At 70.9% G+C, this 12,040-nt stretch carries 9 protein-coding genes and 1 pseudogene; 5 read left to right on the top strand and 5 right to left on the bottom strand.

Annotated features, from left to right (window positions below; genetic code table 11):
* The 4 genes and pseudogenes from AC067Z_RS30350 to AC067Z_RS30335 all read left to right on the top strand — a co-directional run.
* Positions 1-91 (top strand): annotated as a pseudogene (locus tag AC067Z_RS30350) (OmpA family protein); the annotation flags it as partial.
* 157 nt (positions 92-248) lie between these two features.
* Positions 249-1,877 (top strand): Hint domain-containing protein, encoded by a 1,629-nt coding sequence (locus tag AC067Z_RS30345; protein WP_478792845.1) that lies wholly within the window; start codon positions 249-251, stop codon positions 1,875-1,877.
* A 10-nt stretch (positions 1,878-1,887) separates the two neighbouring features.
* On the top strand, positions 1,888-2,409 hold the full coding sequence (locus tag AC067Z_RS30340) for a hypothetical protein (protein ID WP_478792844.1): 522 nt from the start codon (positions 1,888-1,890) through the stop codon (positions 2,407-2,409).
* 170 nt (positions 2,410-2,579) lie between these two features.
* On the top strand, positions 2,580-3,338 hold the full coding sequence (locus AC067Z_RS30335) for a hypothetical protein (protein WP_478792843.1): 759 nt from the start codon (positions 2,580-2,582) through the stop codon (positions 3,336-3,338).
* Here the strand turns inward: AC067Z_RS30335 and AC067Z_RS30330 are convergent.
* Complete coding sequence (locus AC067Z_RS30330; protein ID WP_478792842.1) at positions 3,335-3,703, bottom strand: DUF192 domain-containing protein; 369 nt, start codon at positions 3,701-3,703, stop codon at positions 3,335-3,337. The genes AC067Z_RS30335 and AC067Z_RS30330 overlap by 4 nt on opposite strands.
* Before the next feature lie 104 nt (positions 3,704-3,807).
* Here AC067Z_RS30330 and AC067Z_RS30325 point away from each other — a divergent pair, with 104 nt between their 5' ends.
* Positions 3,808-4,587, top strand: coding sequence for a prepilin peptidase (locus AC067Z_RS30325; RefSeq protein ID WP_478792841.1), 780 nt, complete (start codon positions 3,808-3,810; stop codon positions 4,585-4,587).
* Between the two features lie 117 nt (positions 4,588-4,704).
* Here the strand turns inward: AC067Z_RS30325 and AC067Z_RS30320 are convergent, their stop codons facing one another.
* From AC067Z_RS30320 to mgrA, 4 genes are all read right to left on the bottom strand, one after another.
* Positions 4,705-6,756: an outer membrane protein assembly factor BamB family protein gene (locus tag AC067Z_RS30320; RefSeq protein ID WP_478792840.1), complete on the bottom strand. Its 2,052-nt coding sequence runs from the start codon at positions 6,754-6,756 to the stop codon at positions 4,705-4,707.
* Between the two features lie 38 nt (positions 6,757-6,794).
* On the bottom strand, positions 6,795-9,011 hold the full coding sequence (locus AC067Z_RS30315) for a protein kinase domain-containing protein (protein ID WP_478792839.1): 2,217 nt from the start codon (positions 9,009-9,011) through the stop codon (positions 6,795-6,797).
* A 478-nt stretch (positions 9,012-9,489) separates the two neighbouring features.
* Entirely contained in the window at positions 9,490-10,650 is a 1,161-nt protein-coding gene (locus tag AC067Z_RS30310; RefSeq protein ID WP_478792838.1) for a winged helix DNA-binding domain-containing protein, read from the bottom strand.
* A gap of 351 nt (positions 10,651-11,001) precedes the next feature.
* On the bottom strand, positions 11,002-12,039 hold the full coding sequence (mgrA, locus tag AC067Z_RS30305; protein ID WP_478792837.1) for an L-glyceraldehyde 3-phosphate reductase: 1,038 nt from the start codon (positions 12,037-12,039) through the stop codon (positions 11,002-11,004).
* Position 12,040: the final 1 nt, after the last annotated feature.

Genomic DNA, 12,040 nt, shown 5'->3' with positions numbered 1-12,040 from the left:
TTTCCCGATCGCCGACAACAGCAGCGAGGAAGGCCGGAAGAAGAACCGCCGGGTGGAGATCTCCTTCCCGCGCGGTGGCTCCACGGGCTGACGCCCCTCGGACGGCAACGGGCCGGGTCGCATCAATGGGATGCGGCCCGGCCTTTTGTGAGCGTGTCGGCAGGCCCCTCGCTCCAGCGGCCTGTTGAGCCCGCTCATGGGTCCGTGGGCCCATGACGGGCACAGTGCGCGTCCGTAGCTTGACGGTCATGCCTGCTTTGGGGGAACTGCGCCGGAACTGCCGCCGGTTGTTGCGGCGTGTCATGCCGCGCACCGACGCGCGGCTGCTCGGCCTGCGCAAGCGGCGCAGGAACGACCGCGGCCAGACGGCCTTGGAGTACGTCGGACTGGTGGTCGTTGTCGCGGCGATCATCGGGGCGTTCGTCGCCACAGGAGTGGGGCCGACGCTGGCGGAGGGACTCAAGACGCAGGTCTGCCGCATCACCGGCGGCGGCGAATGCGGAGGAGTTGGCGGGCAGGGCGGGGCGCAGGAGGACCAGGCGGCGTCCGGTGGCGACCAGCCCGTCAACGACAGCACCGGCGCCGCCAGGACCCCGGAACAGGAGCTCTACGAGAAGGCCCTCAAGGATCTTCAGGACGCGCAAGCAGCCGAGAAGGCCGACCAGGACAAGGCGATCCAGGCGGCCAAGGAGCTGGCGAAGATTCTCGCCGACGAACTCGGCATCACCGACGCCCTCGACTGCGTCACCAAGGGCGACATGGGCGCGTGCACCGAAACGCTCGTCAATGTGCTGCTGAGTCTCGTCGGGGGCGCGGTCGGGAAGCTGGCCGCGAAGTACGGGGCACCGTGGAAGTGGAAGAAGGCGTACGAGCTCGTCCAGAAGCTCAGGAAGCACGGCGGTGACCTCTATGACGGCCTCACCGGGCTCATCAAGAACCGCAAGCGCGTCAAGGACGCCGAGAAGGCGCTCGACGAAGCGAAGAAGAAGTACGACCCCCACCAGAAGAAACCGGGCGACAAGAAGCCCGACGACGAGAAGCCCGACGACAGACCGACGACCTGTCCCGCCCGGCACAGCTTCCTGCCCGGCACACCCGTGCTCATTGCCGACGGCCGCCGGGTGCCCATCGAGAGCGTGCGGGTCGGGACGCGGGTTGCCGCGGCCGACCCCGTCACCGGGGTGGCCGGTGGGCGCGACGTCACGCAGACGTTCACCACGTACGACGACAAGGCGTTCGCCAGGCTGACCGTACGCACGCAGTCAGGAACGGCGGCCGTCACTGCCACCGACACCCACCCGTTCTGGCTCGCCGACGAGCAGCGCTGGGCGGATGCGGGTGACATCCGGGCCGGCCACCTGCTTCGTACGCAACACGGCACCGCCCTGGAGGTCCTGGGGGTCCGCCACTACGTTCAGCGGCAGACGACGCACGACCTCGCGGTCGAGGGGATGCACACCTACTTCGTCGGCGTGGGGCACGCCACCGCCCTCGTGCACAACAACGACTGCGACATGTCGGACGACGAGGTCGACGCGGCGCGGAAGCCGGACGTCGGTGAAGGCGATCCGAAGAAGTTCAAGGACCACTTCCTGCGGCACAAGAAGCTCATCGAGGACGCGCTCGGCACCAAGTACAAGAAGCTCAAGGAGGACGGGCCGCGCTTCCGCGAGGACATTGCGAAGGCGATCAAGGACGGCACGTTCGAACTGGTCGGCAAGGGCACGCTGAAGCCGAACGAACCTGAGGGCCTGATCTATCGTGGCAAGGGCGTGACGGTCGTCCTGCGGGAGAACGGCGAGTTCTGGACCGCACTCACCTCCGGCGAGGGCCTCGACAAGGCGATCCAGATCACCAAGAAGGTTCCCAAGAAGTAGGGATGACGGGATGAGCAGCGTGGCCCGGCAGGTCGCCGAGTTCCTCGACGGACGCCGGGTCCGTGATGTCCTCCTCCCGGGATGGATCGACAGGGACGACGACATCGCCGAGTTCCGCCCGCAGCCCCTGGTCCTGTGGCTGCGGCTGGACCGGGGTGGCCTGGTGCGCCTGGCGTCCGAAGGACAGCACGACCACCTCTCCGCCCGCCACGACACGGTCGCCGACTGGTCCGACATCGGACTCCTGGCGGATGCGGAGGACGAGGTCGTCCTCGCCTCGTACGGCGAGCAGTTGTTCGGGGACGGCCGCGCCGAGCTGGAGTGCCTTGCCTTGCGCGGGTACGAGAGGACCGACGGGACCACCAGCGTCCTGGCCCTGGACTTCGAGGGAGGCCACACCCTCTTCCTGGACCCTGCCTGGACGTTCGGCATCCGCATGGGCGACGCGGCGGGTGAGGCGGACTGGGTGGAGAGGTACGGCGGCGACCGGTCGCTGCGTTCCCTCCGCCCGGCCACGCCGGACAGACCCTAGGGACCGCAGCGGATCGGGAGACCGGAAAGGGGTCCGTGGGCCCATGCGTCGTGCCTCGGCGCCTTGTTAGCGTGCGTCGCACATTCGGTGGACGGGGTGGGGACGGGATGAGCACAGGCTCTCGGCGCACGGCACGAACCGCACGCGCGGCACGCAGGTCCCGTCGCATCGTGACGGCCGTGGCCGCGGCCGCGCTCACGATCGCAACGGCCACCGCCTGCGAGGGAGACGACAAGGCCGAGGGCAAGCCCGCACGGTCCTCCGCGTCCCCGGCCGAATCGAGCCCGCGGGCACCCGCCCGCACGTCCTCCCCCTCCACCGTGCCGCCTGCCGAACAGCAGCCGAGCAGCGGAAAGACCCTGACCGAGGACGAGTTGACGAAGGCGGCGCTGACGAGCGGGGAAGTGCCCGGCTTCGAGGTGTCGCCGCTGCAGGGTGCTGAGGAACCCGGCACCGAGCGCGCCGAGAAGGAGGCGTGCGCACCCCTGGCCGACATGATCAACGGCAAGCCGTCACCGAAACGAGTCGCGACCGTCTACCGCACGGCCGTCGATTCGGCAGAGGCGGGGGAAGAGACCCAGACCGTGGTCACCCTGATCCTCACCTCCCACGCGAACGGCGGCGCACAGCAGGCCCTGGCCTCCCTGCGCACCTCGGTGAAGGCGTGTGCCGACGGCTTCACCACCCACGGCGGCGACGGTGTCTCCACGTACGCCGGGGTGAAGGAGCTGCCCGCCGTGCACGCGGGCGACGAGTCGTTCGCGTACCAGGTGACGGGCGCCCTCGCCGGCGCCGAGGTGCCGCTCGTTTTCCATGTCGTACGCCGCGGAGCGAGCCTCGCCACCTTCTACACCGCGAACTTCGTCGCTGCCGTCACACCCGAGGTGCCGGCCGGACTCATCCGGAAGCAGTCGGCGAAACTGCCCTAACCCGCCGGCGGTGCGTGCTCGATGGCCACCCGCACGCCCGGCCGAAGGCCCCACTCCGCCATGGCCCCGGCCTCCGCCTCCAGTACGTGCCGCCCCCGCAACCGGAGCATCCCGAGTCGTCCCGGCCTCATCGTGCGCACATCCACCACCGTCAACTCCCGGTCCAGATAGGCCACATCGATCGTGAACCGCATCCGGAACGTGTGAACGCTGTTGCACGGCGTGAGCATGATCGCGCCCTCGATCCCGTCGCGACCCAGCAGACCGCGCCGGCGCGTGCCGTACGAGGCCGCGACCTCCACGGGTATCGCCTCGTTCCGGCCGGGGACGGTCAGCCGCGCGGTCCCGTTGCGCCATGTCGCCATGGGCGACGACCGTACAGGCCCGTGTGCCGCGATGGGCTCGTATCGCGCACTGTGGGCCCCAGGGCCCATGACCGGCGGGGCCTCGTCGCTCTAGGGTCGCCTTCGTGTACGCCACGCTGATCGCCGTAGCCGCCCTGTGGGGCGCCGCCACCGGGCTGCTCGTGCCACGGGCCGCGTACCGCCTGGCCGTTGAGCCCGAGGAGTCCTGGCGCCCGGCCTGTCCGTCGGGTCACGCCTTTGCCGGTCCGGCCGGTGGCTGGCTCGGTACGGCGCGGTGCGCGGCATGCGCGGTGGCGGTGGCGGTGCCGATCGGTGTCCCCGCCGACACCGGCAAGCCACAGGCAGTCCCCTCTTCCGCGGCGCCGTTCATCGCAGGCGTCGCCTGCGTCGTGCTCGCCGCAGCCACCGGACCACGACCCGAACTCGCTGTCTGGCTGCTGCTCGCGCCCTTCGCCGTACTGCTCGCCACGGTCGACTTCCGCGTCCACCGGCTCCCCGACCAGCTCACGCTGTCCCTGGCCGCCGCGTCCGTGTCGCTGCTCGGCATCGCCGCGCTGCTTCCGGGTGCCGCCGGATCCTGGCCGACCGCGGCCCTCGGCGCACTCGTTCTCGGCGCGGCCTACTTCGTGCTGTTCCTCATCAATCCCCACGGCATGGGATTCGGTGACGTCAAGCTGGCGCTCTCGCTCGGGGCGGCCCTCGGCTGGTACGGCTGGGAGGTTCTTTTCGCCGGCGCCTTCGGTGGCTTCCTCCTGGGCGCGGTGTACGGCCTGACGATGGTCCTGCTGCGCCGCGCGGGGCGTAAGTCGGCGATCCCGTTCGGCCCGTTCATGATCGGGGGCGCGCTGGCGGGGCTGCTGCTGGGGGCACTCGCGGCATCCTGAGGCACAGGAGGCCATGTGCCCCTCCGCAGAACGGAAGCCCGCCCGGGAAGAACGTGTACGGGAAGTCCGGCTGCACCGGACTTCCCGTACACGATCCTGCTGGACTGACAGCCCCCGCTACGCCCCGCCGGCGGACAGGGCCGTCACGCTGTCGTTCTGCAGCAGGATCAGGTGGGTGCCGTTCGCCGTCAGTTTCAGTGACTTGAGGCTCTTCTGCGAGTAGCCCCACGCCCGTTTGCCCGTCTTCTTGTCCAGTGCCACGGCATCGAACGACTTGGGGTCCGCGCCGCTGCTGGCGTAGGCGAAGGCCCCGTCGACCCGGGGAGGGTAGTAGACGGTCGCGGACGACTTCACGTCGCGGGACCAGATCTTCGCCCCGGTGCGCAGGTCACGGCAGTGCAGCACCGAGTCGTCGAACGCGTACACGGCTTTCCCGTCCACGGCGGGAGCACCCCACGAGATGCCGAGGGCCGAAGTGCTCGGGACCGACCACAGCTCCCGGCCGTCCTGCAGATTCGTCCGCCGAAGCTTTTCGCCGCCGAGCAGGACCGTGTCGCCGTGAACGGTCGGCATGGTGATGATGGCGTTCTTCGTCTCCCAGCCCCAGACCTTGGTCCCCGAGGCCGTGTCGAGCGCCAGCACCTCGGCCTTGCCGGTGGCGTCCTTGCCGGCGCCGTTGACGACCAGGCGGTTCTTCGACGCCGCGGCGCCGACGAAGTCGAAGGACGTGGCAGTGGTCCACAGGCTCTTGTGGTCCTTGGTGCCGACGGCGCAGATCTTCTTGTCGCGTGTCAGGACGTACACGGCCGACGTGTTGGCGGCCATGATCGCGGTGGCGTCCACGTCCGCGGTCCATTCCGACCGGCCGGTGGACGGGTCGATGGCGTGGACCGTACCGCCGGCGTCCGCGGCAATGACCAACGTGCCGTCCAGCACCAGGTATTCGGCGGACGGAGTGATGCTCGGGGACTCCCACCGCTTCTTGCCATCTGCCACGCCGTACGCGACGAGGCCGCCTTCCTTGCCGCCGAACACCACCACGTCGTCCACGGCCAGTGCAGGCGGACTCCACGGCTCGGCGACGGCGAGGGGGCCCCACAGGGCGGTGCCCGGAGGCTGGGCCGAGCCGTTCTTCGCCTCGTTCTTCTCCCCGCCATCATCGGTGCCGCCGCCACCGATGAGCCAGGCGGCTGTCCCGCCTCCCGCGGCGAGGACAGCGGCTCCCACACCGATACCCGTCAGGAACCGGCGACGGCCGGGAGCCGGAGTCACCTGGGTGCCGGGCAGCGTGGACAACTGCTGTGCACTGGCCTCGCGTTGGCGGATGTCCGCAGCCCACGGGCCCTGCCGCCAGACCCGTTCCGCACGCGGTGGGGGAGCGAACGCCGTACGGATCTGTTCCGGGGACGGCCGGAAGGCGGGATCCTTGGACAGGCACGGCCCGATGAGAGTGCGCAGGTGGCCGGGTACGTGCGACAGATCCGGTTCGCCGTGCACCACCGTGTACTGCACGGCAGCCACGTGCGGGCCGTCGTAGACACGCCGGCCACCGGCCGCGAAGGCAAGGACCGCCCCGAGCGAGAAGACGTCGGCGGCGGGTCCCACGCGGTGGCCCAGGACCTGTTCGGGGGAACCGTAGCCGGGTGTCACCGGCGCCTGCCCGGTGGTGGTGAGCGTGAGTCCGTGCTCGGGGCGGGCGATACCGAAGTCGATGACGCACGGTCCGCGCGACGTGAGCACGATGTTCGCGGGCTTGAGGTCCCGGTGCACCAGACCCGCGGCATGGATGTGCTGGAGGGCCTCGGCGAGCGAGGCGGCGAGGGCGCGCACCGCGTCGTCCGGGAACTGCCCGTACGAGGCGACCGCCTGCTCCAGGGTCGGCCCGGCCAGGTACTCGGAGGCTATCCAGGGGCGGCCGCCCTCCGTCTGGGCGGCGAGGACACGGGCGACGCCCCGGCCGGTGACCGTACGCGCGGCCTCGGCCTCACGCAGGAAACGCTGCACGAGTTGCTGGTCGTGGGCGAACTGGGGCAGCAGGACCTTGATCGCCGCGGGACGGCCCTGGTTGTCGTGGCCGAAGTAGACCTTGCCCATGCCACCGGCGCCGAGCACTCCGGCAAGTCGGTACGGGCCGAGCCGCAGTGGGTCGCCGGGGCCGAGGGGGGTCATGCGTGTCCTTCTTTCGGGAGTTCCGTGGTGCGTGGCGCTCAGTACGAGTAGTCGTAGCGCATGGCGAAGATCTGGCTGCCGTCGAACTGGATGAGGCGCTCGGTGTCCGCGTGGACGGCGAGCGTCGGCGAGCCGGGCTTCGAGGACCAGTCCTCCTTGTGGTCGTCCAGGCCGACGGCGCGGATGCCGCTGCCCGACATCACGTACACATGACCGCTGTCCAGGACGGGAGGCACCCGGAGATCGGGGACGTCGCCGGTCTTCGCCGCCCAGCGGAGTTTCCCGTCCCCGGCGGACAGGGCCACCACGCCTTCGCCCTGCTCCGCGGCGTAGACCACGCCGCCTCCCACGGCGGGCATGCTGTACGCGCCCGAGCTGCGCCCCGCGCCGAACGACCAGCCGACGCCGCCGTCGGTGACCCGGAGGGCCTGGACACGGCTGCCGCCGACATACACATGCGTGCTGTCGGCGGCCAGAAGGTCTGATGCCGAGGAAGCGCCGCCCGCCGGGCGGGGCCGGGAGACGGTCGTCTCCCACGCGCTCTTGCCCGTACGCCTGTCCCACGCCCTGACGGCGAGGTCCCCGCCCTTCTTCGCCGGCCGGCAGAGGATGAGGTGGTTTCCCACCACGACGGAGGCGATCGAGTCGTCGGGGCTGTCGATGTCGTACGCCGGGACGGGCGCACTCCACCGCTGCCCTCCGGTGCGGAGGTCGACGGCTGTCACGCTCCAGCTCTTTGCGCGCTTGCCCGCATCGTCGCCCGGCCGGCCCGCCCTCGCCGCCAGATAGAGGAGACCGTCCGTCACCTGCAGCAGCGCCGCCTCCTGGACGGGGCTGTCGAACCGGGCGAACGAGACGGCGAGGCTGGTTCGCCCGTTGGCCGGGTCCACGGTGTGCAGGGACAGCCGGTGTCCGTTCGTACCGCCGGGGAGCAGCGCGTGGATCTTCCTGCCGTCCGAGCGGACATGCCGGGCGTGCCGGATGTCGGTCGCGAGCCAGCGACGCTCACCGCTCAGTGCGCCGAGAGCGAGCAGCCCGTCGCCCGTCGCGATCACGACGTTGTCGCCGACCAGGGCCGGCGTGCGGGTGAGCGTGCCTCGTGCCACGGGCTTGCGCCACGTCCGGCGCTTGTCGGCGGCCGTTGTCGGCAGGGGTACGGCCGACGGGTTGCCGGTCACCGGTGGGGGAGTGCTCGAACCGCCATCCGTGTCCCGGGAACTCCTCGACGCCCACGACCAGGCACCGAGTCCCACGCCTGCCGCGGCCAGCACAGAACCCCCCGACCACGACAGCACTCTGCGGCGGGAGACATGGCCCGTGGCGAGGACGGTGTCGGCTACGGCGTGGTCCGCCGGGGCGGGGAGCCGGACGGGCTGGTGCTGCCACACCTCGGTCGCTCTGCGGGCGATGTCGGAGAGGAGCGGATCAGGCAGGTGGTCGGCGAACTGTCCTTCTCCGGCGTGGAGTCGGGTGCCGAGCTGATGAGTGGTCGGACGGTTCCCCGGGTCCTTGTCGAGGCACTGCAGGAGGAGGGGGACGAGTCCTTCGGGGAGGCCCGTGAGGTCCGGATCGGAGTACCGCACGCGGTAGAGGAGGTCGGCCGCCTGGCCTGTTCCGAAGGGGCCGTGGCCCGTGGCGGCGAAGAGCAGCACACCGGCGAGGGCGAAGACGTCGCCCGCGGGTGTGTGTTCCTGACCGGTTGCCTGTTCCGGAGACATGAACGCGGGGGTGCCGGCGGCGGAACCGGTGCGGGTGAGCCGGTCGTCCCCGGCGGCGCGGGCGATCCCGAAGTCGATGATCTTGGGGCCGTAGGCCGTGACCATCACATTGGACGGCTTGAGATCGCGGTGGACCACGTCGGAGGCGTGGAGCTGGCCGAGCGCCCCGGCGAGGGCCGCGCCCAGGGCACGGACCGTCGCCTCCGGGAGTGGCCCGCACAGGGAGACGGCGTCGTCGAGCGGCGGCCCGAGCACGTACGCGGTGGTCAGCCAGGGCGTCGGGGCGAAGGGGTCGGCGTCGACGACGTCCGCGCCGTGGTGGCCGCCGATGATGCGGGCGGCGTCGATCTCGAGGCGGAACCGGGTCCGGGCGGCAGCGTCTGCCGCGATGTCGGCGTGCACGGTCTTGAGCGCCACGGTGCGGCCCGCGTCGGTGCGGGCCAGATACACGGTCCCCATTCCTCCGTGCCCGAGGCGGGCGACAAGGCGGTGGCCGCCTATGGCGACGGGGTCGTCGTGGAGCAGCGGGGAGAGCATCGGATCAGGTCCTGGAGTGCTGAGGGGCGTGAAAGGGGCGAGGGTTATCGGGCAACACGGGGGAGCGCGGCGATGACCGCCGGCATCCGCCCGTGCGGACCGCTGTCCGTGCGCGGTGTCCTCACGTGCACCCTGATGCGGTCTGCGTGTCCCATCTGCGAACCCCCCGATTGCGGCAACGCCACAGGAGCCTACCGGCGCACGTGGCCGCGGCAGTCAGGTGGACCGCACCGGACTCCGCGTCCGGTGCGGTCCGCCTGATCCGAACGAGAGGCCCTGGGTGTCCTGTCCCGGGCGATCGTTGAGGATCCGCCGCGGCGTCAGATGCATGGGCCTCCCCCCGGCCGCGAGGGCCGAGGGACGCATGACAAGGCGGTGGGGCCACTCCTGTCGGCTCCGCCGGGGACCCCGCCCGGCCGACGGGGCCGGGGGAGTGCCGTAGCCGACGTCGAGCCCGAGAAGATCGCCCGGACCGGGCCTACGCATGCGGCCCCACGGTGACCTCCCCGACCACCAACTCGGCTCGTCCTTCCATTACTTCGCCCACCCCTTCCACCTGCGCCGCCAGTTCCTTGCGTGCCGTCGCCGTGTCCAGTGCCGTGCCGATCGGCTCGACCGTCACCGTGATGCGCCGTCCGGAGCGGCGCTGGTGCCACACACCGGCGACCACGCCGTCCACGAGCACGACCGGGTAGTTCCCGGCCTGGCCGCCGGCCAGGGCGCGCTGGAAGGCTGCACCCGGGAAGAGCCGCGCACGAGGCTGGGACGCGATCGCGAACGCGTCGAAGTACGGCAGAAGGCGTACGCCCAGCGGGCGGGTGTCGTCCGGGAACGCGGTGTCGCCCGCCGCCACCCAGGCCGGTTCGCCCTCGAAGCGCACTTCCTCGATGCGGCCCCCGTCCGCCAGCCGGCCGAAGAGCTCCACCGCCCATGCGTTCCGCGTCGCGAGCCACTTCGCGAACTGCTGCGGTGTCGCCGGACCGTACGCATGCAGATACCGCACCGCCAGCTCCGCCACCGCCTCCGCGCCGGGCAGTGGCGTGACTTCGGGGCTCGTGTAGGTGACCTTGCGGCCGCGGTTGGGGCCGAAGGCGAGCGCGCCGCGGTGGGCCGCGGTGTGGGTCGCCTGGCGCCAGCGCGGCCACTTGTCCTGGAATGCCTCCATGACCCGGTCGCCGGCCCACGGGCCGGTGCGGGCCACGATCGCCTCCGTGAGTTCGTCCACGGTCAGCGCCTCGTCCGTGAGCGCGTCGGCGATCGCCGCGACGACCTCGTCCGTCTGCGCGTCCGTCATCCTCACGTCGTCGGGCTGCGCGGCCGCGGCGGCCGGCACGGCCGACAGCGCGCCGGTCCACAGCGGCAGGTCGGCCGTCGGCAGGAGATGGACCGTGCCGCGCGGGCCGTACGTCTTCACCAGCGTGCGGTCCTCCCACAGGGCCTTGCGTACCTCCGCACGCGTCACGCCCCCGCCGAGACGCAGCCCGACCGACAGTTCGGCGGCGGACAGCACCTGCGCATGGGCGCCGAGCATCGCGCCGACGATCCCGGGGACGGTGGTGCCGGGCGCGGTGGTGGTCAGGGACTGGCGGGCAAGCCGCCGGGTGTTCGCCTGCTGCCAGGTCACGTCGCTCGTCGTCATGCGGCCGACCCTATGGGCCATATGGGTCGGAAACTGTCCGCTATGACACAGAGTTGTCACCAACCGCCCGGCAGAGTCGGGCACTTGATGTCACGTCATGTGTTCGTCAATGCGGCGCCCGTGGCGACGGGTCCCCCGTGGGAGCTACGGAGCCGGGGCGCGGCAAGGCCGCTGAGCCGCATGTTTACGGGCCCGCCCGGCCCCTCCGCCCGCACCTGCCGGATTCGGCGCGTCGATGTGGCACGGCGTGGCACCCACCACCCCTTACGAAGGGTTATGGTGGAAACCCCCCCTCGGGCCGGTCCGTATCCCCCCCCACGGACCGGCCCGTTTTTTCTGCCCGCGCGCCGGTCAGCCCCGCGCGGCCCAGATGTTCGTACCTGCGGTGTCGACGGCGAACATGTCGATGTCCTTCAGCTCCGCATCGCTCAGCGGCGGTGCGGCCAGCGCGGCCACGTTCTCCTCCAACTGCTTCACGCTGGAGGCGCCGATCAGCGCCGACGTCATCCGCGGATCGCGCAACACCCAGGCCAGCGCCAGCTGGGCCAGCGACTGGCCGCGGCGGGCGGCGATGTCGTTCAGTCCGTTCAGCCGGCGCACGACCTCGCCGGACAGCAGGTCCGGGTCGAGCGACTTGCCCTGCGTGGCACGCGAACCCTCCGGGATGCCCTTCAGGTACTTGCCGGTGAGCAGACCCTGTGCGAGCGGCACGAAGGAGATGCAGCCCATGCCGGCGCTCTCCAGCGTGTCGAGGAGGCCGTCGTCCTCGATCCAGCGGTTGATCATCGAGTACGACGGCTGGTGGATGAGCGCCGGGACACCCATCTCCTTCAGCAGCCGGGCCGCCTCCGCGGTCTGCTCGGCGGTGTACGAGGACACGCCGACGTACAGCGCCTTGCCCTGCTGCACGGCGGAGGCGAGGGCGCCCATCGTCTCCTCGAGCGGGGTGTCCTTGTCGAAGCGGTGCGAATAGAAGATGTCGACGTAGTCGACACCCATCCGCTTCAGTGACGCGTCGAGCGACGACAGCAGGTACTTGCGCGAACCCCACTCGCCGTACGGCCCGGGGTGCATCAGATACCCCGCCTTGGTCGAAATGACCAGTTCGTCACGGTACGGGGCGAAATCCTGCGCGAAGAGCTTGCGGAAGTTCAGCTCGGCGGAGCCGGGCGGCGGACCGTAGTTGTTCGCCAGGTCGAAATGGGTCACACCCAGATCGAAGGCGCGGCGCAGGATCGCACGCTGCGAGTCGAGGGAGCGGTCGTCGCCGAAGTTGTGCCACAGGCCCAGCGAGACCGCCGGGAGCTTGAGCCCCGAGTGCCCGCTGCGCCGGTACTCCATGGACTCGTAACGGTCCGCGGCAGCTCGGTAGAAGTTCGATTCAGTCACG

Source organism: Streptomyces sp. NPDC043812 (genome assembly GCF_056436245.1).
The sequence above is the reverse complement of the archived record's forward strand: the minus strand, read 5'-3'. Positions and strand labels throughout refer to the sequence as shown.

What these genes read in the sequence shown, in the direction of transcription:
- AC067Z_RS30345 (WP_478792845.1), top strand. Translation starts at nt 249, where the DNA reads ATGCCTGCTTTGGGGGAACTGCGCCGGAACTGCCGCCGGTTGTTGCGG.
- AC067Z_RS30340 (WP_478792844.1), top strand. Translation starts at nt 1,888, where the DNA reads ATGAGCAGCGTGGCCCGGCAGGTCGCCGAGTTCCTCGACGGACGCCGG.
- AC067Z_RS30330 (WP_478792842.1), bottom strand. Translation starts at nt 3,703, where the DNA reads ATGGCGACATGGCGCAACGGGACCGCGCGGCTGACCGTCCCCGGCCGG.
- AC067Z_RS30320 (WP_478792840.1), bottom strand. Translation starts at nt 6,756, where the DNA reads ATGACCCCCCTCGGCCCCGGCGACCCACTGCGGCTCGGCCCGTACCGA.
- AC067Z_RS30315 (WP_478792839.1), bottom strand. Translation starts at nt 9,011, where the DNA reads ATGCTCTCCCCGCTGCTCCACGACGACCCCGTCGCCATAGGCGGCCAC.
- AC067Z_RS30310 (WP_478792838.1), bottom strand. Translation starts at nt 10,650, where the DNA reads ATGACGACGAGCGACGTGACCTGGCAGCAGGCGAACACCCGGCGGCTT.